Below are 24,352 nucleotides of genomic sequence, written 5' to 3' on the forward strand. Positions count from 1 at the left end.
TCAATCGGCCTACCCGGCCGGCTACCTGCATTCAAGGACACTATGAGCAAGCCCACTGCCGACAACGCGCCAAACGCCGCTGCCAAAGGCGCACCCGCCGTCCCTGTGAACTTCCTGCGGCCGATCGTCCAGGCCGACCTGGACTCGGGCAAGCACCAGAGCATCGTCACCCGTTTCCCGCCTGAGCCCAACGGTTACCTGCACATCGGTCACGCCAAGTCGATCTGCGTCAACTTCGGCCTGGCCAAGGAATTCGGCGGTGCCTGCCACCTGCGTTTCGACGACACCAACCCGGCCAAGGAAGACCAGGAGTACATCGACTCCATCCAGCGTGACGTCAAGTGGCTGGGCTTCGAGTGGGCGGGCCCGGTGCGCTACGCCTCGGACTACTTCGAGCAGCTGCACGCCTGGGCCGTGGAGCTGATCAAGTCGGGCAACGCCTATGTCTGCGACCTGACCCCCGAGCAGGCCAAGGAATACCGCGGCAGCCTGACCGAGGCCGGCAAGAACAGCCCGTTCCGCGAGCGCAGCGTCGAGGAGAACCTCGACCTGTTCGCGCGCATGAAGGCCGGCGAGTTCAAGGACGGCGAGCGCGTGCTGCGCGCCAAGATCGACATGGCCTCGCCGAACATGAACCTGCGCGACCCGATCCTGTACCGCATCCGCCATGCCCACCACCACCAGACCGGTGACAAGTGGTGCATCTACCCCAACTACGACTTCACCCACGGTCAGTCGGACGCCATCGAAGGCATCACCCACTCGATCTGCACCCTGGAGTTCGAAAGCCACCGTCCGCTGTACGACTGGTTCCTCGACAAGCTGCCGGTGCCGGCGCACCCGCGCCAGTACGAGTTCAGCCGCCTGAACCTGAACTACACCATCACCTCCAAGCGCAAGCTCAAGCAGCTGGTGGATGAAGGTCACGTCGAGGCCTGGGACGATCCGCGCATGTCGACCCTGTCGGGCTACCGCCGCCGTGGCTACACCCCGGCGTCGATTCGCAACTTCTGCGAGATGATCGGCACCAACCGTTCCGACGGCGTGGTCGACATGGCGATGCTCGAGTTCAGCATCCGCGACGACCTCGACCGCACCGCGCCACGCGCCATGTGCGTGCTGCGCCCGCTGAAGGTGGTGATCACCAACTACCCCGAGGGCCAGGTCGAGCAGCTCGAACTGCCGCGCCACCCGAAGGAAGACATGGGCGTGCGCGTGCTGCCGTTCGCCCGCGAGCTGTACATCGACCGCGACGACTTTATGGAAGAGCCGCCCAAGGGCTACAAGCGCCTGGAGCCGGCCGGCGAAGTGCGCCTGCGTGGCAGCTACGTGATCCGCGCCGACGAGGCGATCAAGGATGCCGACGGCAACATCGTCGAACTGCGCTGCTCGTACGATCCGGACACCCTGGGCAAGAACCCCGAGGGCCGCAAGGTCAAGGGCGTGATCCATTGGGTGCCGGCGCAAGGCAGCGTCGAGTGCGAAGTGCGCCTGTACGACCGCCTGTTCCGCTCCGCCAACCCGGAGAAGACCGAAGACGGCGGCAGCTTCCTCGACAACATCAACCCCGATTCGCTGCAGGTACTCAGCGGTTGTCGCGCGGAACCTTCCCTGGGCCAGGCCCAGCCAGAAGACCGCTTCCAGTTCGAGCGCGAAGGCTACTTCTGCGCCGACCTGAAAGACTCCCAGCCGGGTCGCCCGGTATTCAACCGGACCGTGACCCTGCGCGATTCGTGGGGCAGCTGAGGAACCTTCGTGCTTACCATCTACAACACGCTGAGCAAGACCAAGGAAGTTTTCAAGCCGCTGGACGGCAACAAGGTGCGCATGTACGTGTGCGGCATGACCGTGTACGACTACTGCCACCTGGGCCACGGCCGCAGCATGGTGGCCTTCGACCTGGTCACCCGCTGGCTGCGCAAGAGCGGCTATGAGCTGACCTATGTGCGCAACATCACCGACATCGACGACAAGATCATCAACCGGGCGAACGAGAACGGCGAGTCGTTCGACGCGCTGACCGCCCGCATGATCGACGCGATGCACGAGGACGAGCGCCGCCTGAGCATCCTCAAGCCTGACCTGGAACCACGTGCCACCGACCATATCCCCGGCATGCACGCGATGATCCAGACCCTGATCGACAAGGGCTATGCCTACGCGCCGGGCAACGGCGACGTGTACTACCGCGTCGGCAAGTTCGTCGGCTACGGCAAGCTGTCGCGCAAGAAGATCGAAGACCTGCGGATCGGTGCCCGCATCGAGGTCGACGAGGCCAAGCAGGACCCGCTGGACTTCGTCCTGTGGAAGGGCGTCAAGCCGGGCGAGCCGTACTGGGATTCGCCGTGGGGCCCGGGTCGTCCAGGCTGGCACATCGAGTGCTCGGTGATGTCCACCTGCTGCCTGGGCGAGAGCTTCGACATCCACGGTGGCGGCAGCGACCTGGAGTTCCCGCACCACGAGAACGAGATCGCCCAGAGCGAGGCGGCCACCGGCAAGCAGTACGCCAACGCCTGGATGCACTGCGGCATGATCCGTATCAATGGCGAGAAGATGTCCAAGTCGTTGAACAACTTCTTCACCATCCGTGACGTGCTCGACAAGTACCACCCGGAAGTGGTGCGTTACCTGCTGGTGGCCAGCCACTACCGCAGCGCGATCAACTACTCAGAGGACAGCCTGCGCGACGCCAAGGGCGCGCTCGAGCGCTTCTACCACGCGCTGCGCGGCTTGCCGCGGGTCGCTGCCAAGGGTGGCGAGGCATTCGTCGAGCGTTTCACCGTGGCGATGAACGACGACTTCGGCACGCCGGAAGCCTGCGCCGTGCTGTTCGACCTGGTGCGCGAGATCAACCGCCTGCGCGACAGCGACCCCGAGGCCGCCGCCGGCCTGGCGGGTCGCCTGCGTGAGCTGGGGGATGTGCTGGGCGTGCTGCAGCTGGAAGCCGATGACTTCCTGCGCGCCGGTGCCGAGGGCAAGGTCGATGCCGCCGAAGTGGAGGCGCTGATCCAGGCGCGTCTGCAGGCGCGCACCGACAAGAACTGGGCCGAGTCCGACCGCATCCGCGACCAGCTCACCGCCATGGGCGTGGTGCTGGAAGACAGCAAGGGCACCACTACCTGGCGCCTGGCTGACTGATCGGCGCCACTGGGGCTGCTATGCAGCCCTTTCCGGCCGGTCCGACGCCTCGGCAAGGCCGCTCCTACAGAGCTGCGTGGTCCCCTGTAGGAGCGGCCTTGTGCCGCGAAAAGGCCGCAAAGCGGCCCCGCTCTTTATTGAACCGCCCCAGCCAGTGGGCAATGCAACACCAACCTCGCCCCACCCAACTCGCTGGCCCCCACCTCAAGCCCAAAGCCATGCAGGTCGACGATCGCCGCGACGATCGACAGCCCCAACCCGAACCCCGGGTGGCGATGGCCTTCCTCGCTGCGGTAGAAACGCTTCAACACCGCCTCGCGCTCATCCGCCGGAATCCCCGGCCCGCTGTCCTCGACGGCGATATGCACGCCTTGATCGTCTTCGCTGGCGACCATGCGCACCTGGCCGCCTTGCGGGGTGAACTTGATCGCATTGCCTACCAGGTTGGCCAGGGCCTCGAACAGCAATTCCCGATCACCATGCAGCGCCGCCAGTTGCGCGGGCTGCTCCAGCTGCAGACGGATGCCGCCATCCTCGGCCAGTGGCAGGTAGAAGTCGTGCAGCTCCACCAGCAAGGCCTGCGGGTCGAGCTGGACGAAGCCGGCGCGGCGCTGGCGGTCCTCCAGTTCGCTGATACGCAGCAGGCCACGGAAGCGTGCCATCAGCGTGTCGGTCTCGCCGATCGCCTGGTCCAGTGCTTCGCCTTCGGCAGAGTCGGCGCCGCTTTGCTGGCGAATGCGATAGAGCTGCGCGCGCAGGCGGGTGAGGGGCGTGCGCAGGTCGTGGGCGATGTTGTCACAGACCCCCTTGACCTCATGCATCAGCCTTTCGATGCGGTCGAGCATCGCATTGACGATGGCCGCCAGCATGTCCAGTTCATCGCGGCGCACCGACACCGGCAGGCGGTGGGTCAGGTCACCGGCGACGATAAGTTCGGCCTGGGCCTGGATCGCCCGGATGCGTTTGAGCGGTCGGCGGCGCAGCAGGTACCAGCCGGCGAAACCGGGAATCAGGGTAAGGGAAATGCCCCAGAGCAGCGCGTCGAGAATGATCCGGGTGACCACGAACAGCGAGCCGTTGTCGCGCACCAGCACCAGCCAGCGACCGTCCTGGACCTTGATCGCCACAGCGTCGCAGCTGTCGCGGGGCAGGTGCGGATCGTCGGCGTCCAGGCAGCGCTTGAGTTCATGGACCTTGCCGTCCAGACCCAGCTCCGGCGGGATGCTGCGGATGCGCCCGCCAATCGGGTTGAGCTGGGGATCGAACAGGCCGTAGGCGTCGAAGCTGCGCTCCTCGAAGGCCTGGCTTGCGATCAGTGCGTCGTCCAGCTGCTTGCCGCTCATATGGGCGAACAGGTGCTGGCGTTGCAGCATGGAATGACGGGTGAGCTTGTTCAGGTAGCTGGTGACCTCGAAGTACAGCACCCCCATGAGAATGCTGCTCCAGGCCACGAACAGGAAGCTGTACAGCGCCAGCAGGCGGCTGGTGGAGGAACTCCAGCCCTTAGACGGGTTCGGCAATGGCATAGCCGGAGCCCCGCACGGTACGGATCAGCGGGTTCTGCCCGGGCGAGTCGATCTTCTTGCGCAGACGGCCGATGTGCACGTCGATCAGGTTGGTGCCCGGGTCGAAGTGGTAGCCCCAGACTTCCTCGAAGATCATCATCCGGGTGATCACCTGGCCGGAGTGGCGCATCAGGTACTCGAGCAGCTTGTACTCGGTGGGCAGCAGGTTCAGCGCCTGTTCGCCGCGGCGTGCCTCGTGGCTGATCAGGTCCAGCTCGAGGTCGGCGACCTGCAGGCGGGTCTGGGTCATCGGCACGCTGTTGCGGCGCAGCAGCACCTCGACCCGGGCGGCCATCTCGTCGGAAGCGAACGGCTTGGTCAGGTAGTCGTCGCCGCCGGCGCGCAGGCCGCGCACGCGCTCGTCGACGTCCGACAGGGCGCTGATCATCAGGATCGGCGTGGTGATCTTCAAGTTGCGCAGGGTGGTGACGATGGTCAGGCCATCGACCTCGGGCAGCATGCGGTCGAGGGTGATCAGGTCATAGCCGCCGGCGATGGCCTTGGCCAGGCCTTCACGGCCATTGTCGGCCCAGTCGACTTCCAGACCGTGGCTGGACAGTTCGGCGACGATTTCCTGGGCGGTGACGGCGTCGTCTTCGATGGTCAGTACGCGAGGCATGCTGGTTCCTGGGCGGCGAGTGGAGACCTGATTGTGCCAAAGAATAGACAACCGGCGATTTAAGAAAAATTCATCTGGCAGCCCGGGAGACGCATTCCCCTGTAGGAGCGGGCTTGTCCCGCGAACACCGGCGAAGCCGGTACCATGCAGAGTGGTGCCTGCTTCGCGGGGCAAGCCCGCTCCTACAGGGGCCGTGGAGTCCAAGAAAAACGGGGCATGCCATCGCTGGCATGCCCCGTCTCTACCGCAGGCTGGCGCCTCAGGCGACCTTGACGATCCAGCCCGCCGGGGCTTCGACGTCACCGCTCTGGATACCGGTCAGCTCGGCATAGAGCTTCTGGGTGACCGGGCCGACTTCGGTTTCGCTGTGGAACACGTGCAGCTTGCCGTTGTACTGGATACCGCCGATCGGCGTGATCACCGCGGCGGTGCCGCAGGCGCCGGCTTCGACGAAGCGATCGAGCTTGTCGATTTCCACGTCGCCTTCGATCACTTTCAGGCCCAGGCGCGATTCGGCCAGTTCCATCAGCGACAGGCGGGTGATGCCCGGCAATACCGAGATCGACTTAGGCGTGACGAATTCGTTGTTGGCGGTGATGCCGAAGAAGTTGGCCGAGCCGACTTCCTCGATCTTCTTGTGGGTCAGCGGGTCGAGGTAGATGCAGTCGGCGAAGCCGGCTTTCTTGGCCTCGTAGCCTGGTTGCAGGCTGGCCGCGTAGTTGCCGCCGACCTTGGCTGCGCCGGTGCCTTGCGGGGCTGCGCGGTCGTAGTCGGAGATCAGGAACTTGTGCGGGGTCATGCCGCCCTTGAAGTACGAACCGACCGGGATGGCGAAGACCGAGAAGATGAACTCGGGGGCGGTGCGCACGCCGATGTTGTCACCGGTGCCGATCACGAACGGACGCAGGTACAGCGCGCCCTTGCCGTGCGGCGGAACGAATTTCTCGTTGGCCTTGACCACCTGCTTGCAGGCTTCGATGAACTGTTCGGTCGAGACCCGTGGCATCAGCAGGCGATCACAGCTGCGCTGCATGCGCGCGGCATTCTGGTCGGGGCGGAACAGGTTGATCGAACCGTCCTTGCAGCGGTAGGCCTTCAGGCCTTCGAAGCACTGCTGGCCATAGTGCAGGGCGGTGGAGCCTTCACTGATGTGCAGCACGTTGTCTTCGGTCAGGGTGCCCTTGTCCCACTCGCCGTTACGCCATACGGACAGGTAACGTTTGTCGGTCTTGATGTAGTCGAAACCCAGCTTGTCCCAGTTAATGCTTTCGTTACTCATGACACCCTCATTGCTCTGGCCCGAACACGGCGGGCTGCTTTTATATGCGCACCCCGCCACCATAATACATCCGGCGCGGATCGGGAACGGCCAGTCACACAATCCGCCGGGCGTGCGGGTGGGTGGGGGGCTTGGTTCTTGGTTGATTCGAGATTTGAGTTGGGTCATCAGGTGCATGGCGGGATATTGGGTGAGGGCCACCAGGTGCCTGGCTGTGTTTCTGTAGGGGCTATGAGATCGAGCGCCGCCCGCGCGGCGCATCGCGGGACAAGCCCGCTCCCACATTTGTTTCGGGCCAGTCTTTCCTGTGCCATCACCTGGTCCGCCTTGTTGGTCCGACGCGGTTTTGGCGTGGTCGCTAACGCTGCTCCACATGACTCAAGGCATGCACCAAGGCAGACGCAGGTACTTTCACAGGCATAATTGGCCCGAAACAAATGTGGGAGCGGGCTTGTCCCGCGATGCGCCGCGCGGGCGGCGCTCGATCTCATAGGCGCTGCAAAAACACCGACGATCACCTGGTGGCTTTCACTCTGTATCCCGGCGGGCACCTGCCGGCCCCCATACGATCCAATGTGGTCACGAACTCAGCGCAACCGCCGATTCCAGTCTCCACCATGGTCGCGCCAGCAAGCTTCTTCACTGTCATAGCGCAAATGCCAGGCCACATGGTCCAGCCGTACACCGGCCTCGGCCAGTGCCTGGGTGCTCAGCTCCAGTATCCGCGCCTTGTCCGCGCCGGCCAGTGCCCGGGCCTTGTCGGTGTCGTCGGTGAACACCCAGGTGATGCGCAGGCTGGCGGGGAAGTCGTCGAGGTCCACCTGGTGGGTGAGCCAGGCGAAACCGACGATTTCGCCCTGGGCGGTGGCGCAGGCCTCGGTCAGGCAGGCGACCATCTCCCGCTCCAGGCGCGCCAGGGCACGCTTGCCGCCGGCCATCAGACGTTGTCGATCTGCTGGCAGAAGCGCAGGCGGTTGCCGAACGGGTCGGCGACCTGCATCTCCAGGCCCCAGTCGACTGCCTCGGCGTGCGGTCGCGCATAGCCGTATTGTTTGGCCAGCAGCTCGCGCTCCAGGGCCTTGAGGTCCTCGACCCGGGCGAACACCGCCGCGCCCGGCGTGGCATCGCCGTGGTGCTCGGACAGGTGCAGGATCAGGCCGTCGCGGTGGACCTGCATGTACAGCGGCAGGTCCGGGGCGAAGCGGTGTTCCCAGTCGAGCTGGAAACCGAGGAAGTCGAGGTAGAACTCCCGGGCCTTGTCGACCGAGAAGATCCGCAGGATCGGAATGGCGGGGGCGAATTGCATGGGGGCGTCCTTGGCTCGAAAAAGGGCAGGGTGGTCACTTTAGCGCACTTCGCCATCGAGGCCGGCACCCGAATTGAGCGCCCGGGCGCAGCCGCTCTGGGCCGTAGCCTTGCGGCATGACTGACGGTTCGAAAGTTTCATCATCGTTCATCTGCGCAGTTGGCCCGCTCCCTGCTATATCCCCTCAGCGAATATTGATCGAGTGGTCAGCCCGGAATGCCCGCAAGCACTCCGCGCTTGACCCTCAATCCGGCCGCCAGGTCACGGATTTCAGGGGTTCCAGGATGTCGTTGGCGCAACAGATCGACCCACCGCAGGCAGACCCGGGCTGGAGCGCCCATCTGCAGTTGCGCTTCGTCCAGCGCGAGGGCGTGACCCGCCTTGGTGCGCGGCGTCATGTCGGACCTCTTTTGGTGCAGCGGCCGTTCTACCCGGAGGGCGCGCCGTGCCATGTCTATGTGCTGCACCCGCCCGGCGGGGTCGTTGCCGGTGACCGCCTGGAGCTGGACATCCAGCTGGAGAGCGGCAGCCACGCCTTGCTGACCATGCCCGGCGCCAGCAAGTTCTACCGCAGCATCGGCCCCACCGCGCGCCTGGCCCAGCGCTTTCACCTCGCCGCCGGCAGCACCCTGGAGTGGCTGCCCCAGGACAGCATCTTCTTCAACGGTGCCCGGGCCTGCCTGGACAGCCGTTTCACCCTCGAGCCCGGTGCCCGCCTGCTGGCCTGGGAGACGCTATGCCTGGGCCGCCCGGTGATGGGCGAGCGCTTCGAGCAGGGCGCCCTGGACAGCCGATTGCGCATCGAACTGCCCGGTGAGCCCGGCCTGCACGAGCGCCTGCGCATCGAAGGCGGGCACCTGGACAAACTGGCCGGGCATCCGCTGATCGCCACGTTCTGCGCCGCGCCGGCCGACCAGGCGCTGCTCGACCAGGTGCGCCAGGCCCTCGACGAACTGGCCACGCCCACCGGCGCGACCCTGCTCGGCCCGCTGCTGGTGATCCGCCTGCTCGACCATGACAACCAACACCTGCAACGCAACCTGCAGCGCCTCTGGCACCTGCTGCGCCCGGCCGTGCTCGGCCTGGCGCCGTGCCCGCCGCGCATCTGGGCCACCTGAAGAGAGCCGCCATGGAGCTGACCCCGCGAGAGAAAGACAAACTGCTGCTGTTCACCGCCGCCTTGCTGGCCGAGCGGCGCCTGGCCCGTGGCCTGAAACTCAACTACCCGGAAGCGGTGGCGCTGATCAGCGCCGCGGTGCTCGAAGGCGCCCGCGATGGCCGCACCGTGGCCGAGCTGATGAGCCTGGGCCGTGAGGTGCTGGTACGCGAGCAGGTGATGGCCGGCGTGCCGGAAATGCTGCACGACGTCCAGGTCGAGGCGACCTTCCCCGACGGCACCAAGCTGGTGACCGTGCATGAACCCATCGTTTGAGGAGGCCGGCATGATCCCCGGAGAAGTCCAGGTCGCCGCAGGCGACATCGAGCTCAATGTCGGCCGCCAGTCTGTCAGCGTCAGCGTGGCCAACCATGGCGACCGCCCGGTGCAGGTGGGCTCGCACTATCACTTCTATGAAGTCAACGACGCCCTGGTATTCGAGCGCGAGCCGACCCGTGGCTTTCGCCTGGACATTCCGGCCGGCACCGCGGTGCGCTTCGAGCCGGGCCAGGCGCGCACCGTGCAGCTGGTGGCCTATGCCGGCAAGCGCGAGGTGTACGGCTTCCAGGGCAAGGTGATGGGCGCGCTGGAGGGCAGGGCATGAGCCGCATTTCCCGCCAGGCCTACGCCGACATGTTCGGGCCCACCGTCGGCGACCGCGTACGCCTGGCCGACACCGCGCTGTGGGTGGAGGTGGAGAAGGACTTCACGATCTACGGCGAGGAGGTCAAGTTCGGTGGCGGCAAGGTGATCCGCGATGGCATGGGCCAGGGTCAGATGCTCGCGGCCGAGGCCATGGACCTGGTGCTGACCAACGCGCTGATCATCGACCACTGGGGCATCGTCAAGGCCGATATCGGCGTCAAGCACGGGCGTATCGCTGCCATCGGCAAGGCCGGCAACCCCGATGTGCAGCCCGGCGTCACGGTGCCGGTAGGGCCGGGTACCGAGGTGATCGCTGCCGAAGGCAAGATCGTCACCGCCGGCGGCATCGACTCGCATATCCACTTCATCTGCCCGCAGCAGGTGGAGGAGGCGCTGACCAGCGGCGTGACCACCTTCATCGGCGGCGGCACCGGCCCCGCCACCGGCACCAACGCCACTACTTGCACCCCCGGCCCCTGGTACCTGGCTCGCATGCTCCAGGCCGCCGACTGCCTGCCGATCAACATCGGCTTGCTGGGCAAGGGCAACGCCTCGCGGCCCGAGGCCCTGCGCGAGCAGATCGCCGCCGGCGCCGTGGGCCTCAAGCTGCACGAAGACTGGGGCTCGACGCCCGCCGCCATCGACTGCTGCCTGGGGGTGGCCGAGGAGATGGACATCCAGGTGGCGATCCACACCGACACCCTCAACGAGTCGGGCTGCATCGAGGACACCCTGGCCGCCATCGGCGAGCGCACCATCCATACCTTCCACACCGAAGGAGCGGGCGGTGGCCATGCACCGGACATCATCCGCGCCGCAGGCCAGGCCAATGTGCTGCCGTCCTCGACCAACCCGACGCTGCCCTACACCGTGAACACGGTGGACGAGCACCTGGACATGCTCATGGTCTGCCACCACCTGGACCCGAGCATTGCCGAGGATGTGGCCTTCGCCGAGTCGCGCATCCGCCGCGAGACCATCGCCGCCGAGGACATCCTCCACGACATGGGCGCCTTCGCCATGACCTCCTCCGACTCCCAGGCCATGGGCCGGGTCGGCGAGGTGGTGCTGCGCACCTGGCAGGTGGCGCACCAGATGAAGCTGCGCCGCGGCCCGCTGGCGCCGGACGGCACCTACAGCGACAACTTCCGGGTCAAGCGCTACATCGCCAAGTACACCATCAACCCGGCATTGACCCACGGCATCGCCCACGAGGTCGGTTCGGTGGAGGTGGGCAAGCTGGCCGACCTGGTGCTGTGGGCGCCGGCGTTCTTCGCGGTCAAGCCGGCCCTGGTGCTCAAGGGCGGGATGATCGCCACGGCGCCGATGGGCGATATCAACGGCTCGATCCCGACCCCGCAACCGGTGCACTACCGGCCGATGTTCGGCGCCCTGGGCGCGGCGCGGCACGCCACGCGCATGACCTTCCTGCCCCAGGCCGCCGTGGACCGTGGCCTGCCCCACGAGTTGAAGCTGCAGAGCCTGATCGGCGTGGCCCATGGCTGCCGGCGGGTGCGCAAGGCCGACATGGTCCACAACACCCTGCAACCGCTGATCGAGGTCGATGCCCAGACCTACCAGGTGCGCGCCGACGGCGAGCTGCTGGTGTGCGAGCCGGCCCACGAGCTGCCGCTGGCGCAGCGTTATTTCCTGTTCTGAAGGAGCGAACATGATTGTCCTCACCCGTCGCATCACCCAGGCCGAGGCCATCACCGGCACGGTCACACTCGATGTCGACAGCCGCATCAAGAGCCGCCTGCGGGTCACCCTCGACGATGGCCGCGAGGCCGGGTTGATGCTCGAGCGCGGCCATCTGCTGCGTGGCGGTGAACTGCTGAGCGACGCCAACGGTACCCAGGTGATCCAGGTACTGGCCGCGCCGGAGGCGGTGTCCACGGTGCGCTGCACCGACCCGCACCTGCTGGCCCGCGCCGCCTACCACCTGGGCAATCGCCATGTGCCGCTGCAGATCGAGCAGGGTCTGTTGCGCTACCAGCACGACCATGTGCTCGACGACATGCTGTGCGGCCTGGGGCTGGAGGTGGTCGCCGAACAGGCGCCGTTCGAGCCCGAGGCCGGTGCCTACCAGAGCGCGCCCCATGGTCATTCCCATGGCCACGACCATCCGTTCGTACGTTTGCCAACCCATTCCTGACCTCACCCTGGAGCCCACAATGAAAAAGACTTTCGCCCTGGTACTGCTGATGGTGGCCCTGCCGGCCTTCGCCCACCCCGGCCATGACACCAACCCGCTGCAGGATGGGCTGCTGCATCCGCTGACCGGCCTCGACCATTTGCTGATGTTGCTCGGCACCGGTGTGCTCGCCGCGCTGACCCGACGCAACCTGACCCTGCCGCTGGCGACCCTGGCGGCGATGTTTGGCGGCGCGGTGTGTGGCCATCTGTTCGGCGACGTGGTCGGCATGGAGCAGATGATCCTCGGCTCCCTGCTGGTGGCCGCCGCTGCCATGCTGCTGCCGAGCCGCCAACTGCTGCTGTCGTTGATCATGCCGGTGTTCGCCCTGTTCCACGGCTGGGCCCATGGCGTGGAAGCCACGCCCAGCGCGTTCTGGCAGTTCAGCGCCGGCTTCGTCACGGTCAGCGGGTTGCTGCTGGCGGTGGGCTTCGGCGTTGGCTGCCTGTTGCGCCGCCATGCGGGTTTGCAGAAAGCCTTTGGCGGTGGCCTGCTGGCCGGTGCCGCGCTGGTGCTGGCCGGCTGATGAACAGCGACCTGGCGCTGCTGCGCCTGCTCCAGCTGGCCAGCCCCGGCCTGCCTGTGGGCGGCTTCACCTATTCGCAAGGGTTGGAGTGGGCCGTGGAAGCCGGCTGGGTGAAGGACGCCAAGGGCTTCGCCGCATGGCAGCGCGAGCAGTTGCACGACACCCTCGGCCATCTCGACTGGCCGCTGCTGGCGCGTCTTTACCGGGCATGCCAGGCGGACGATGCCGAGGCCTTCACCCACTGGAGCCTGTTCCTGCTGGCCAACCGCGAGACCGCCGAGTTGCGCCTCGAGGAGCGCCAGCGTGGCAGCGCCCTGGCGCGCCTGCTCGATGGCTGGCAACTGGCGCAGGCACCGGCCTGGCGGGCCAGCCTCGAACTCAGCCAGCTGGGCGGCATGGCTTGGCTCGGCGCGCACTGGTCGATCCCATTGCGCCAACTCGCCCTGGGCCATGGCTTCGCCTGGCTGGAAGGGGCGGTGATGGCGGGGGTGAAGCTGGTGCCGTTCGGCCAGCAAGCCGCACAGACCTTGCTGCGCGATCTGGGCGAGGAGCTGCCCGCCGTGCTCGATCATGCCCTGGCACTCGACGACGACCAGCTCGGCGGCGGCCTGCCGCTGCTGGCCATCGCCTCATCGCGTCACGAAACCCAATACACCCGTTTGTTCCGTTCCTGAGGACTGCCTAGATGGAAAACTACCAGCAACCCCTGCGCGTCGGTGTCGGCGGCCCGGTCGGTTCCGGCAAGACCGCGCTGCTCGAGTGCCTGTGCAAGGCCATGCGCGACCACTACCAGATCGCCGTGGTGACCAACGACATCTACACCAAGGAAGACCAGCGCATCCTCACCGAGGCCGGGGCCCTGGCGCCCGAGCGCATCGTCGGCGTCGAGACCGGCGGCTGCCCGCACACCGCCATCCGCGAGGACGCCTCGATGAACCTGGCCGCCGTCGAGGCGCTGGCACGCAGGTTCGGCAACCTCGAAGTGATCTTCGTCGAGAGTGGCGGCGACAACCTCAGCGCCACCTTCAGCCCGGAGCTGGCCGACCTGACCATCTACGTGATCGATGTGGCCGAGGGCGAGAAGATCCCGCGCAAGGGCGGGCCGGGCATCACCAAGTCGGACTTCCTGGTGATCAACAAGACCGACCTGGCGCCCTATGTCGGCGCTTCGCTGGAGGTGATGGAGCGTGATACCCGGCGCATGCGCCCGGAGCGGCCATGGACGTTCAGCAACCTGAAGAAGGGCGAGGGGTTGCAGGCGGTGATCGACTTCATTGTCGAGCGGGGGATGTTGGGGGAAAGAGGTTGTAGGAGTTACGGAGTGTGAGTGACTTGCTCGACCGATTGCCTACGGTTCTGAAGAGGGTTTCGGGCGGCGGAGTCGGCTTTTCCTAAAGCTGAATGGCCCGGCTGACAGATAAAGTCTGTCGGGCTGCAGGGGAAAGAAATCACCGGCGGTAAATGAAACCAAGACTCACTGAAAGGACACCGTATGAAAAAGGTCGTATTGGCAGCGTTTTTTGCAACTGCAGGCTTGATCCAGACCGCACATGGCAATGAGCTGGCAAGCGCTGTCGTTGCCAAAGCGCAATCGCCGTTCAGTCGCGACGACGCTGCCGAACAGAGGCTGCAGCTTGCCGCCGCCTACCTTGGCGATACCGGATACGGGGCATGTCCGAAAGGAACGGCGCGGGCACCGGCCGGAAACTGTCAGCCTCCCTTCGATTTCGATTGATTGTCGCTATTGGGGGGCGTACCAGCGACCGTAGGTATGGAACCATCGAGATGAGGGCTTTTCTCCTGGTCGTGGTTAATGTGTCCTAAAGCCAGAGTGCTGCGTGAGGGATAAATTCGATTGGGTTGTTACGCCGGAGAAGCCATAGTGTTTTGCCTGGCTGGCAGCGAAAAATCAGTAATCCTCATTCAAGGAAGCACAAATGAAAAAAGTCGTTCTGGTTGCTCTGATTGCGGCTGCGGGTATGGCCCAGGCCGCCCACAAAAATGAGAGTCTGCGTGCCGGTGTGATTGCCTCGCAGCCGGCGTTCTATACGCCGGTACCTCTGAGCTGCCCGGATGGTACCAAGGAGATTGGTGACGATTGCGTACCGACTGTCGAGCTGGATATCGATTTCGAGTAATTGTCAGTAGTGTTTCCCCATCGCCCGATACTGTCGCGTTAACGATAGTGTCGGTGCGATAAGTTTCCATGCGGCATTGCGCATGGAGGTTCGCGCATCTTCGGGTGAGGGGGGCTCCTCGCAGGCTTCACCGGGCCAGCGCCTGGTTCGGCTTGTAAAATAGAAAGTGCGTTGTCTCGGCGGTCTTGCGGTAGGCCTTGGCCCAGTCCGGGTTCACATTGCGGTCGTGGAAGTACAGCGCGCCGCCGGTGGGGTCCCGCAACTGCTGGTTGAGGGCCTTGCGGGCGATCTCCTTGGCCACCGTGTAGCGTTCCTCTTCTTCCACCTGATCGGGGCGTCCGTCGCACCACCAGGAGAACTGGCAACTCTTGCTCTCCACCCCTTGCTTGACCACCCCGCAGATGCTGTCGGGGAAGCCCTCGTGGCCCAGGCGGTTGAGCACCACGCTGGCCACCGCGCCCATGTCCTTGGCGTCGGCGCCCTTGGCTTCCCAGTAGATGGTGCGCGCCAGGCAGGTGATGCTGTCGTCCATTGGCGCCTGACCGGCCGGGTCGACGGCCTGGACTTCACCGGGGGTAAGGGTTTCCTGCTTTTTCGGCGGTGGCGCATCCTCGACCACTTTTTCTTCCAACACCTGTGCCTTGTCTTCGGCAACCGCGGCTTTCTGGCTGTCGGCGGCGGGGAGGGGGCCTGCAAGCAGGCTCAGGGACAGGCCGAGCAGCATCCACGATAGGCGCATGATCGAGTTTCCGCGAGGTTGGCTGTCCACAGTCTAGCCGTATCGCTTCAACTCAGCGTCAAGGTCAGCACCAGTGGCAGGGTCGCCGCGGCAACGACGGTCTGCAGGGCGATGATGGTGGCCATCAGCGGCGCGTTGCCGCCCATTTGCCGGGCCATCACATAGGATGACGAGGCGGTGGGCAGGGCCTGGAACAACACCGCGACCACTGCTGCCTGACCGCCCAGCCCGAGCAACCGGCACAGGGCCCAGGTAGTCAACGGCATGACCAGGAACTTGAACAGCGACGCGGCCAGCAGCGGTTTGACCTGCTGGCCCAGGCGTGCCCCGCCCAATGCCGCGCCGACGCACAGCAGGCCCAAGGGCAACGCCGCCTGGCCCAGGGCCTTCACAGTGGACTCCAGGCCGATGGGCAGGCCCAGACCGGTCACCCGCAGCAACAGCCCAGCGGCGCAGCCGATTATCAGCGGGTTGGCGAAGATCGCCCTGAGCACGGTGGCCGGTGAACTGTGGCGCGCGCTGAAACGGGCGAAGACCAGCACGCAGAGCAGGTTGACCAGGGGCACGATGGCGGCGTTGGCCACCGCCGCCAGGGCGATGCCGGCCGTGCCGTAGATACCGGCGGCCAGGGTCGCGCCGATGTAGTTGTTGAAGCGCACGCCACCCTGGAACACCGAGGTGAAGTCGGCGCCATCATGATTGGCCGCGCCCTGGTAGAGCACCAACAGCAGGGCGCCGAGCAGCGTCGAGAGCATTAGCACGCCAACCATGCCCAGCACCGGCACGCCGTCGAGGTTGGCGGTGGCCAGGCCGTGCAGGAACAGCGACGGCAGCAGCACGTAGTAGCTCAGGCGCTCGGCGCCAGGCCAGAAGGTTTCGGCGAGAAAACCACGCAACCGCAGCCAGGTGCCCAGGGCGATAAGCAGGATGATCGGAACGAGGGTGGTGAGCAGCAGATGGAGCATGGGCGTGGTTCCGTGGTCGGGTACGGCCACAGACTAGCGGAGTGAAGCGAACAGAAAAAACGGTGTTTTCTTAAGCGAATGTTGAGGAAAACTGCACGATTAAAGAGTCCGCTCCCGCAGGGCTGAGTGATCTCAGGCCTCCAGCGCGGTCCTCAGCACCGCGCTCAAATGCCGGCGCTGACTCTTCTCGTGCTCCAGCAGCACCACGCGCCGGGTCAGCTGCGGTTCGCCGAAGGGCAGCACGGTGGCGGCAGGCAGTCGTTCGACGTCGTCGTCGCTCATGGGAATGACCGCCACACCCAAGCCCATGGCCGCCATCCGCGCCAGGGCCTCCTGGCTGTCCAGTTCCATCTGCTCGTTGACCTGCAAGCGCTGGCGGCGCAGTTCCTGCTCGATTCGCCGGCCGGCCCAGGCGCGCTTGTCGAAGCGCAGGAACGGCTGGCTGGCGAGCAGCGCCGGCAGGCTCTGGCCGGCCAGGTCCGGGCTGGCGATGGCCCAGAAGCGGTCTTCGAACAGCGGCGTGTACTGCAGGCTCTGCGGGTAGGGGCTGACCGGTTCGGTGGTGATCGCCGCGTCCAGCTCGCCGTCCTCGACCCGTCGGGCGAGTTCCGCCGACATGCCCGAGACCACGCTGACATGCAGCTCGGGATGGTGCGCCTTGATCCACACCAGCGCGCTGGGCAGGCGCCGGGCGAGCACGGTGTGGATCGCACCGATGCGCAAGCGCCCGCGCAGGCTCGGGCCACTGGCCAGGGTGTCGGCCAGCTCGTCGTAGGCCGCCAGGATGCTTTCGGCACGGCCCACCGCCAGCTGGCCGGCCTCGGTCAGCACGACCTGACGGCGGCTGCGGTCGAACAGGGCGACCTGCAGCTCGTCCTCCAGGGTCTTGATGTGCAGGCTCACCGCTGACGGGGTCAGGCTCAGCAGGTCGGCGGCGCGGGCGAAGGTGCCGTGGCGGGCGATGGTGACCAGGGTGCGCAGGGCTTTGAGGGACACGCGTGGCAGGCTCCGGATGCTGGCAGGGCTCGGGTACGATACGCGAATGTGGGCCTCAGCGCCCGGGACGACCATAGGCCTGGCTGATGCGGTCGATGACCATCGCCAGGGCGACGATCGCCAGTCCTGCCTCGACGCCCTGGCCGACGTTCAGGGTCTGGATCCCGGCCAGCACGTCTTCGCCCAGGCCGCGGGCACCGATCATCGAGGCCACCACCACCATCGACAGGGCCATCATCACCGACTGGTTGAGCCCGGCCATGATGCTTGGCAAGGCCAGCGGCAGGGCGATGCGCCGCAGACGCTGCCAGCGACTGGCGCCCAGGCCGTGGGCGGCCTGCAACAGCGACGGGTCGATCTGCGCCAGGCCCAGGTCGGTCAGGCGCACCAGCGGCGGCAAGGCATAGATCAGGGTGGCGAACACCGCCGGCACCTTGCCCAGGCCAAACAGCATCAGCACTGGGATCAGGTAGACGAAGGCCGGCAGCGTCTGCATCACGTCGAGCACCGGCAACACCAGGCGCCGGGCCAGTGGCCGAGTGGCCAGCAGGATGCCCAGCGGCACGCCGACCAGCACGCACAGGCCGGTGCTCACCAGAACCAGGGCGAGGGTCTGCAGCAGTTTGTCCCACAGGCCGAGCATGCCGATCAGCGCCAGCAGCAGCGGCAGCACCAATGCCCGCGCCAGGCTGCGGCTGGCGTGCCAGGCCAAAAGCCCGACCAGCAGCAACAGCAGCCACCAGGGTAGCAACCGGAGCAGGTTTTCCAGGCCCACCAGCAGTTGCAACAGTTGGTCGGAGATGCTGCGCAGGTGATCGCCATAGTGCAGCACCAGCCAGTCGACCAGACGGTTGACCCAGGCGGCGAAGGAAAATTGCAGGGCTTCGGGGAAACCACCACTCACAGGCCGGCCTCGACCTTGGCGGCGTTTTCGGCGGGTAGCCAGGCTTTCCACACAGCGGGGTTGTCGCGCAGGAAAGCGAGGGCGGCCTCGCGCGGAGGCTGGCGGGTCTCGCTCATGCGTGCCAGGGCCTTGTTCAGGGTGGCGATGGGCAGGTCGACCTTTTCGAACACCGCGACCAGCTCGGGGTGGGCGTCACGGAATGCCTTCGACACGCCGATCGAGAGCTTGGCCGGCAATGAGCGGCTGCCTTTCGGGGTGGGGTTGGCAGCATCGGTCAAGGTGGCCCAGGCGCTGGCATCGAACGGGGGTTCCTCCAGGCGCACCAGTTCGTAGCGGCCCATCAACGGCGTCGGGCTCCAGTAGTAGAACAGCACCGGCTGGCCACGGCGGATCGCCGAGCCGATCTCGGCGTCGAGGGCGGCGCCGGAGCCGCTGCGGAAGTTATTGTACAGCCCTTCCAGGCCATAGGCCTTGAGCTTCTGGCTGTTGACGGTCTCGGAGGTCCAACCGCTGGGGCTGTTGAGGAAGCGGCCCTTGCCGGACACCTCGGGGTCCTTGAACACTTGGGGGTAGCGCTTGAGGTCGTCGACGCTGCGCAGGTCCGGGGCCAAGGGTTTCAGGTTGCGTGCAGGGTCGCCCTTGATCACGTAGGCCGGCACCCACCAGCCTTCCTCGGCGTTCTTCACTGTGTCGCCGAGGGCGAACACCTGGCCGGCCTGCTCGGCCTTGACCCAGGCGGGGCTGCGTCCGGCCCATTCCTCGGCGATTACCTGCAGGTCGTTGCGCGCCAGGGCCACTTCCATGCTGACGGTACTGCCGGGGAGGGTGTCGGTGGGGTAGCCGTAACCGCGCTCGACGATCAGGCGCAGGATCTCGGTGGTCAGGGCACCGCTTTCCCAGCCGATGGCGCCGAAGTGGATGGGGGCGGGTTGTTCGGCGGACGCCGCGCTGTCGGTGCTGGCCAGGCCGATGGCGAGGAGCAGGCTGGCCAGCAGGGTGGGGACTTTCTTCATCGGGGCCTCGTCGGTTGCCGGTCCTTGGGTTCGGGCAGAAGTGTAGACGACGAGGTTGCCGGGACTGCTTCGCAGCCCTTTCGCGGCACAAGGCCGCTCCTACAGAGTCCGCGTCAGCCCCTGTAGGAGCGGCCTTGTGCCGCGAAAGGGCCGCAAAGCGGCCCCGACGAGGTGGACTCAAACGCGGAACTGATCCATCAGCCCCTGCTGCTGGTTGGCCAGGCTGTTGAGCGACTGGCTGACCCGCGCCGATTCGTTGGCCTGGCCGCTCAGCGACTCGGTCACGTCACGGATGGTGGCGACGTTGCTGTTGATTTCCTCGGCCACCGCGCTCTGCTCCTCGGCGGCGCTGGCGATCTGCAGGTTCATGTCGGTGATCACGGTCACCGCCTGGCCGATGCGCTGCAGCGCAGTGACGGCCTGGCCGACCTGCTCCACGCCGCCCTGGGCCTGGCGGTGGCTGCTGTCCATGGCGCCGACCACTTCCTGGGTGCCGGCCTGCAGGGCCTCGATCACCTGGCGGGTTTCCTCCACCGACTCCTGGGTACGACGGGCCAGGTTGCGCACCTCGTCGGCGACCACGGCGAAGCCACGGCCGGCTTCGCCGGCGCGGGCGGCCTCGATGGCGGCGTTGAGCGCCAGCAGGTTGGTCTGCTCGGCGATCGAGCGGATCACCTCGAGCACCGAACCGATCTTCTCGCTGTTGCGCGCCAGCCCCTCGACCTGTGCCATGGCGCCGCTCATGTCGGCGGCCAGGGAGTCGATGCTGGTGGTGGTGCGGTCGATCACCGCAAGGCCTTCGCGGGTCGCCTGGTCGGCTTCGCGCGCGGCCTGGGCAGCCTGGGCCGCACTGCGGGCGACGTCCTGGGCGGTAGCGCTCATCTCGTGGGAGGCGGTGGCCACCTGGTCGACCTGGCGGTACTGCTGCTCCATGCCGGCGCTGGTCTCGGCGGCAATCGCCGCGGACTGGTCGGCGGTGCCGCGGGCGGCCTGCACCGAGCGTTTCACCTCGGCGATGGTCGGCTGCAGCTTGTCGAGGAAACGGTTGAACCAACCGGCCAGCTCGCCCAGCTCGTCCTGCTTGTCGTACTGCAGGCGGCGGGTCAGGTCGCCTTCGCCGCTGGCGATGTCCTTGAGCATGGCGGCCACGCCGAGGATCGGTTTGGTCACGCCGCGGGCCATCAGCCACACCAGCAGCAGGCCGGCGATGGCGGCGGCCAGGCCCAGGCCCAGCTCGAGCAGGGTGCCGCTGGTGTTGAGGGCGTCGAGTTCAACCTTGAGGGCCTCGGCAGGGCCGGTCAGGGCGCTTTCCGGCACGTCCAGCAGCACGCCCCAGGGCTTGCCGCCGGGGATTGGCTCGAAGGCGGCCAGCACCTTCAGGCGCTGCTGGTCGTGGAGAATCTGCAGCTTACCGTCGGCGAGCTTGCGCACCAGCTCCGCGCCCTGGGTCCGGTCGACCTGGTCGAAGCGCTGGGCCAGCTTGCCGGCGTCGGCGCTGTAGCCGGCCAGCAGGCCCACGGGGCTGAGGATGCCCACGGTGGTCTGGCCTTCGTAGAGGCTGCGGCTGGCGGTCTGGCTCAGGGCCTGCAGGCTGTTGAGGTTGATGTCGATGGACAGGGTGGCAATGACCTTGTCACCGGCCTTGAGGGGGAACACGATGCTGGTCATCAGCACGCGCTGGCCGTCGATGTCATAGAAGTACGGCTCGACCACACACACCGTGCCGGTGCTGCGCGGGCACACCCACCAGGTGTTGGCCGGCTGGCCGCTGGGGCCGATCTCGGTGTTGGCCATGTCGTGCTCGGGCAGGGCCATCGAGGTCAGCTGGCCGACCCGTGGCTGCGACCAGTACAGGGCGAAGCGCCCGGTCTCGTTGCTGCCCAGCTCGCTCTGGCCGGCGAACAGCTTGTCCTTGCCATCCAGCGCGCCCGGCTCGAACACCAGCGACAGGCCGAGCAGGTCGGGGTTGGCCTGCAGCGCGGCGCGCACCTGGGCGGTCATGTCCTGGCGCAGGTCGTAGGCATCGAGGAAGCGTTTCTCGGCCTGTTCGCGCAGGAACAGCACCTGGCGGGCGAAACCGGCACCGTACTGGTAGGCGTCCATGAACTGGCGGCGGATATTCAGGGCCTGGACCTCACCCTGGGACTCGATGCGCGCCTGGGCCGAGTCGGAGAGCATGCGCATGCTGCTGGCTTTTACCAGGTCCGAACTGTGGTCCATGCGGTACAGCGAAAGGCCGACAAGCAGGGTGACGATGGCCGCCAGGCACAGGCCCGCCAGCAGGGTGATCTTCCATTGGATGGAGAGTTGTCGCAGCAAAGGCATGGGGAAAATCCCTTGTAATAGGTTTGATGCTGCCGACTGTGTCGGCCTGGTCGGATTTTTCTTTATTCAAACGTTCAATTAAACCCTGCGACTTTCGTCTATTCCCTACGCGATGTTGCGGCGCAGACGCTTTTGACTTCTGCCGGCCTGTGCTTCAGAGTGTGCGCCCTTCATAACAACATCCCCTGGTCCGGCCACTGCCCGCGTGCAGTCTGTCGCCGGAATGCCCGCTTTTTGTCTGTCGTAACGAGGTTCGCACACCATGAATGCAGTGATTGCCGCGGTCGGGCTCATGCTGATCCTGAGCCTGTCCCGCGTGCATGTGGTCATCGCCCTGATCATCGGCGCCCTGGCCGGAGGCCTGGTCGGTGGCTTGGGTATCGAGGGTACGCTCAAGGCCTTCAACGGCGGCCTGGGTGGCGGGGCCACGGTGGCCTTGTCCTACGCCTTGCTCGGCGCCTTCGCGGTGGCCATCGCCAAGTCCGGGTTGGCCCATGCCCTGGCCGACCGGGCGCTGGCGATGATCGATCGCCAGGGCCATGCCGACGGTGGCAAGGTCAAGTGGCTGCTGGTCGGCCTGATGCTGGTGGTGGCGGTGTCGTCGCAGAACATCCTGCCGATCCACATTGCCTTCATTCCCTTGCTGGTGCCGCCGCTGCTGTACGTGCTGACCCGCCTGCGCATCGACCGTCGGCTGATCGCCTGCGTGATCACCTTCGGCCTGATCACCCCGTACATGTTCCTGCCGGTGGGTTTCGGCAACATCTTCCTCAACGAGATCCTGCTGGCCAACGTCAGTCGCGCCGGGGTGGACGTCAGTGGTGTCAACGTGACCCACGCCATGGCCATTCCGGCGGCGGGCATGCTCGCCGGCCTGTTGCTGGCGGTGTTCTTCAGCTACCGCAAGAAGCGTGACTACGACCTGGAGCGCATCGAGCAGGTCGAGCAGGTCAGCGTGCAGTACAACCCGGTGACCCTGCTGGTGGCCGGGGTGGCGATCGCCGCCGCGTTCATCATCCAGCTGTGGCTGGATTCGATGATCATCGGCGCGATGGTCGGCTTCCTGATCTTCTCGCTGTCGGGCATCGTGCGCTGGAAGGACACCGATAGCCTGTTCACCGAAGGCATGAAGATGATGGCGATGATCGGCTTCATCATGATCGCCGCCTCCGGCTTTGCCGAAGTGATGAAGGCCACCGGCGAGGTGAAGAGCCTGGTGGAAGCCTCGGCCCAGTGGATCGACCACAGCAAGGGCGTCGGCGCGCTGCTGATGCTGCTGGTGGGGCTGCTGGTGACCATGGGCATCGGCTCGTCGTTCTCCACCGTGCCGATCCTGGCGGCGATCTTCGTGCCGCTGTGCGTGCAGCTGGGCTTCGACCCGCTGGCCACCGTGTGCATCGTCGGTACTGCGGGCGCCTTGGGCGATGCGGGCTCGCCGGCGTCGGACTCGACCCTGGGGCCGACCTCGGGGCTGAATGTGGACGGGCAGCACCATCACATCTGGGATACCGTGGTGCCGACGTTCATCCACTACAACCTGCCGCTGCTGGCGTTTGGCTGGTTGGCGGCGATGACGCTCTGATTCTGAGGGGCAGATGCCAGCGTGGGAGTGGGCTAGCCCCGCGATCACCGGCGAAGCCGGTGCCAGTTAGCGCATCGCGGGGCAAGCCCGCTCCCACGCTACCCGGTAAGATCAAACAAATACGTTTTGTTTCAGGGGCGCACAGGCCGCTTCAGGTCAGCCCCGGCTCGGCGCGGGGACGATGCGGTTGAGGACGGTGCTGCCATCCTTGCTGCGGGTCAGGTACACCGGCAGCACCTTGGGCAGGGTGTCGACCAGGCGTGCGACCTCGCTTGTGCTGTAGACGCCGCTGATGCGGATGCTGGCGGTGCTGTCGTCGGCCACCATGAGCGGCTTGTCCAGGTAGCGATTGATCACCGGCAGCGCCTGGCCGAGGCTGAGGTTGTCCAGCACCAGCTTGCCGCTGCGCCAGGCCAGGCTGTTGGCGTAATCGTCGCTCTGGTTCAGCTCCGGTTCGAAATCACCCTTGTGGTAGCTGGCCTGCATGCCCGGGCCAAGGCGGTAGCCGCCAGCGTTGCCGCCGGCGCTGACCAGCACCGAGCCTTCCACCAGCGTCACCTTGACCTGGTCCTGGTACTTCCACACGTTGAACTGGGTGCCGGTAACCCGGGTCTGGCCGTTGGCGGCGTGGACGATGAACGGGTGGTTGCTGTCGTGGATGACCTTGAAGAACGCCTCGCCCTTGATCAGCGTGACCTTGCGCTCGTCCTTGTAGTTGAGAAAACGCAATTCGCTATGCAGGTTCAGCTCGACGCTGCTGCCGTCGCTCAGGCGCACCTGACGCAGGTGGTCGGTGGCTTCGAAGTGCTGGTAGCCGTTGGGCAGCCAACCTTGCTCCCAGCCGACCCAGCCGGCCAGGGGCAGGGCGAGCAGGGCGATGGCCGCAGCCGAGGCGAACGGGCGCCAGTGACGCGTCGGCGGCGCTTGCCGGGTGGGCAGCGGGATTACCTGGGCGCTGCGCGGCAACAGGTCGGCGGTGTCCCAGATTTCCAGCATCGCCTGGTATTCCTCGGCGTGCCGCGGGTCGCTCGCCAACCATTGGCCGAACGCCTCGCGCTCACCCGCCGTGCAATCGTCGGCGTGCAGGCGCATGCACCAATGCGCGGCGGCATCGGTAATGGCATCTTCTTCGCTTGGAATGTGGCGGTCCTGGTTCATTGCGGCTCCCGGTTTTGCGGCATTCTACCCCCGGGCGGGTGCTTCCGAGAACGAGTTAATGGCGAATGACTATCAATTGTGCAGTTTTTCGTCGTATCTGCGGT

Annotated in this window: 25 protein-coding genes and 1 pseudogene; 13 read left to right on the forward strand and 13 right to left on the reverse strand. The window is 66.0% G+C overall.

Annotated elements, in window-relative coordinates; translation table 11 throughout:
• The first annotated feature begins 42 nt into the window (after positions 1-42).
• Entirely contained in the window at positions 43-1,746 is a 1,704-nt protein-coding gene (locus tag K2O50_RS11815; RefSeq protein ID WP_050706022.1) for a glutamine--tRNA ligase/YqeY domain fusion protein, read from the forward strand.
• Between the two features lie 9 nt (positions 1,747-1,755).
• Positions 1,756-3,138, forward strand: coding sequence for a cysteine--tRNA ligase (gene cysS / locus K2O50_RS11820; RefSeq protein ID WP_050706021.1), 1,383 nt, complete (start codon positions 1,756-1,758; stop codon positions 3,136-3,138).
• 134 nt (positions 3,139-3,272) lie between these two features.
• On the opposite strand, the gene K2O50_RS11825 is transcribed toward cysS, so the two are convergent.
• The 5 genes from K2O50_RS11825 to K2O50_RS11845 all read right to left on the reverse strand — a co-directional run bounded on the left by K2O50_RS11825 (position 3,273) and on the right by K2O50_RS11845 (position 7,907).
• Positions 3,273-4,664, reverse strand: a complete 1,392-nt coding sequence (locus K2O50_RS11825) for a HAMP domain-containing sensor histidine kinase (protein WP_050706020.1) — start codon at positions 4,662-4,664, stop codon at positions 3,273-3,275.
• Positions 4,642-5,322, reverse strand: coding sequence for a response regulator transcription factor (locus tag K2O50_RS11830; RefSeq protein ID WP_050706019.1), 681 nt, complete (start codon positions 5,320-5,322; stop codon positions 4,642-4,644). The genes K2O50_RS11825 and K2O50_RS11830 overlap by 23 nt, the downstream gene beginning before the upstream one ends.
• Before the next feature lie 259 nt (positions 5,323-5,581).
• Positions 5,582-6,601 (reverse strand): branched-chain amino acid aminotransferase, encoded by a 1,020-nt coding sequence (locus K2O50_RS11835; protein WP_028690746.1) that lies wholly within the window; start codon positions 6,599-6,601, stop codon positions 5,582-5,584.
• Between the two features lie 587 nt (positions 6,602-7,188).
• Positions 7,189-7,542 carry a hypothetical protein gene (locus K2O50_RS11840; RefSeq protein WP_050706018.1) on the reverse strand — a complete coding sequence of 118 codons (354 nt, stop codon included), beginning with the start codon at positions 7,540-7,542 and terminating at the stop codon, positions 7,189-7,191.
• Positions 7,539-7,907 (reverse strand): glyoxalase superfamily protein, encoded by a 369-nt coding sequence (locus tag K2O50_RS11845; RefSeq protein WP_050706017.1) that lies wholly within the window; start codon positions 7,905-7,907, stop codon positions 7,539-7,541. Before K2O50_RS11845 ends, K2O50_RS11840 begins: the two co-directional genes overlap by 4 nt.
• Before the next feature lie 284 nt (positions 7,908-8,191).
• On the opposite strand from K2O50_RS11845, the gene K2O50_RS11850 reads away from it, so the two are divergent.
• The 10 genes from K2O50_RS11850 (at position 8,192) to K2O50_RS11895 (ending at position 14,566) form a co-directional block, all read left to right on the forward strand.
• Positions 8,192-9,025 (forward strand): urease accessory protein UreD, encoded by an 834-nt coding sequence (locus tag K2O50_RS11850; protein ID WP_050706016.1) that lies wholly within the window; start codon positions 8,192-8,194, stop codon positions 9,023-9,025.
• Between the two features lie 11 nt (positions 9,026-9,036).
• Entirely contained in the window at positions 9,037-9,339 is a 303-nt protein-coding gene (locus K2O50_RS11855) for an urease subunit gamma (RefSeq protein WP_038706005.1), read from the forward strand.
• A gap of 10 nt (positions 9,340-9,349) precedes the next feature.
• Positions 9,350-9,667: an urease subunit beta gene (locus K2O50_RS11860; RefSeq protein ID WP_050706015.1), complete on the forward strand. Its 318-nt coding sequence runs from the start codon at positions 9,350-9,352 to the stop codon at positions 9,665-9,667.
• Positions 9,664-11,367, forward strand: coding sequence for an urease subunit alpha (gene ureC, locus K2O50_RS11865; protein WP_050706014.1), 1,704 nt, complete (start codon positions 9,664-9,666; stop codon positions 11,365-11,367). Before K2O50_RS11860 ends, ureC begins: the two co-directional genes overlap by 4 nt.
• A 10-nt stretch (positions 11,368-11,377) precedes the next feature.
• Positions 11,378-11,863 (forward strand): urease accessory protein UreE, encoded by a 486-nt coding sequence (gene ureE / locus K2O50_RS11870; RefSeq protein WP_050706013.1) that lies wholly within the window; start codon positions 11,378-11,380, stop codon positions 11,861-11,863.
• Positions 11,864-11,882: 19 nt separating this feature from the next.
• A complete protein-coding gene (locus tag K2O50_RS11875) occupies positions 11,883-12,428 on the forward strand; it encodes a HupE/UreJ family protein (protein WP_050706012.1) in 546 nt (181 codons plus the stop codon).
• Complete coding sequence (locus tag K2O50_RS11880) at positions 12,428-13,102, forward strand: urease accessory protein UreF (RefSeq protein ID WP_050706011.1); 675 nt, start codon at positions 12,428-12,430, stop codon at positions 13,100-13,102. Before K2O50_RS11875 ends, K2O50_RS11880 begins: the two co-directional genes overlap by 1 nt.
• An 11-nt stretch (positions 13,103-13,113) precedes the next feature.
• The gene (gene ureG, locus K2O50_RS11885; protein ID WP_050706010.1) at positions 13,114-13,755 is read left to right on the forward strand and encodes an urease accessory protein UreG; all 642 of its coding nucleotides are present in this window, start codon (positions 13,114-13,116) and stop codon (positions 13,753-13,755) included.
• Positions 13,756-13,920: 165 nt separating this feature from the next.
• The gene (locus K2O50_RS11890) at positions 13,921-14,163 is read left to right on the forward strand and encodes a hypothetical protein (RefSeq protein WP_156329640.1); all 243 of its coding nucleotides are present in this window, start codon (positions 13,921-13,923) and stop codon (positions 14,161-14,163) included.
• Between the two features lie 202 nt (positions 14,164-14,365).
• Positions 14,366-14,566 carry a hypothetical protein gene (locus K2O50_RS11895; RefSeq protein ID WP_050706009.1) on the forward strand — a complete coding sequence of 67 codons (201 nt, stop codon included), beginning with the start codon at positions 14,366-14,368 and terminating at the stop codon, positions 14,564-14,566.
• A gap of 127 nt (positions 14,567-14,693) precedes the next feature.
• On the opposite strand, the gene K2O50_RS11900 is transcribed toward K2O50_RS11895, so the two are convergent.
• The 7 genes and pseudogenes from K2O50_RS11900 to K2O50_RS26900 all read right to left on the reverse strand — a co-directional run.
• Positions 14,694-15,305 carry a cell wall hydrolase gene (locus K2O50_RS11900; RefSeq protein WP_050706008.1) on the reverse strand — a complete coding sequence of 204 codons (612 nt, stop codon included), beginning with the start codon at positions 15,303-15,305 and terminating at the stop codon, positions 14,694-14,696.
• A gap of 47 nt (positions 15,306-15,352) precedes the next feature.
• Positions 15,353-16,270 carry an AEC family transporter gene (locus K2O50_RS11905; RefSeq protein ID WP_050706007.1) on the reverse strand — a complete coding sequence of 306 codons (918 nt, stop codon included), beginning with the start codon at positions 16,268-16,270 and terminating at the stop codon, positions 15,353-15,355.
• 132 nt (positions 16,271-16,402) lie between these two features.
• Positions 16,403-17,266, reverse strand: coding sequence for a LysR family transcriptional regulator (locus K2O50_RS11910; protein ID WP_050706006.1), 864 nt, complete (start codon positions 17,264-17,266; stop codon positions 16,403-16,405).
• Between the two features lie 55 nt (positions 17,267-17,321).
• Positions 17,322-18,170 (reverse strand): proline/glycine betaine ABC transporter permease, encoded by an 849-nt coding sequence (locus tag K2O50_RS11915; protein WP_050706005.1) that lies wholly within the window; start codon positions 18,168-18,170, stop codon positions 17,322-17,324.
• Complete coding sequence (locus tag K2O50_RS11920) at positions 18,167-19,183, reverse strand: ABC transporter substrate-binding protein (RefSeq protein WP_050706004.1); 1,017 nt, start codon at positions 19,181-19,183, stop codon at positions 18,167-18,169. The genes K2O50_RS11915 and K2O50_RS11920 overlap by 4 nt, the downstream gene beginning before the upstream one ends.
• A 177-nt stretch (positions 19,184-19,360) precedes the next feature.
• Positions 19,361-20,116, reverse strand: coding sequence for a methyl-accepting chemotaxis protein (locus tag K2O50_RS26895; protein ID WP_371263146.1), 756 nt, complete (start codon positions 20,114-20,116; stop codon positions 19,361-19,363).
• Between the two features lie 150 nt (positions 20,117-20,266).
• Positions 20,267-21,508: pseudogene (locus tag K2O50_RS26900) on the reverse strand (chemotaxis protein); the annotation flags it as partial.
• Between the two features lie 262 nt (positions 21,509-21,770).
• Between K2O50_RS26900 and K2O50_RS11930 the strand changes: the two are divergent.
• Positions 21,771-23,090 carry a Na+/H+ antiporter family protein gene (locus K2O50_RS11930; RefSeq protein WP_050706002.1) on the forward strand — a complete coding sequence of 440 codons (1,320 nt, stop codon included), beginning with the start codon at positions 21,771-21,773 and terminating at the stop codon, positions 23,088-23,090.
• Positions 23,091-23,246: 156 nt separating this feature from the next.
• On the opposite strand, the gene K2O50_RS11935 is transcribed toward K2O50_RS11930, so the two are convergent.
• Positions 23,247-24,248 (reverse strand): FecR family protein, encoded by a 1,002-nt coding sequence (locus tag K2O50_RS11935; protein ID WP_050706001.1) that lies wholly within the window; start codon positions 24,246-24,248, stop codon positions 23,247-23,249.
• Positions 24,249-24,352 lie beyond the last annotated feature (104 nt).

Origin of the sequence: Pseudomonas sp. 2hn (assembly GCF_019646095.1) — a bacterium.
In the GTDB taxonomy this organism is placed as follows: Bacteria; Pseudomonadota; Gammaproteobacteria; order Pseudomonadales; family Pseudomonadaceae; genus Aquipseudomonas; species Aquipseudomonas peradeniyensis.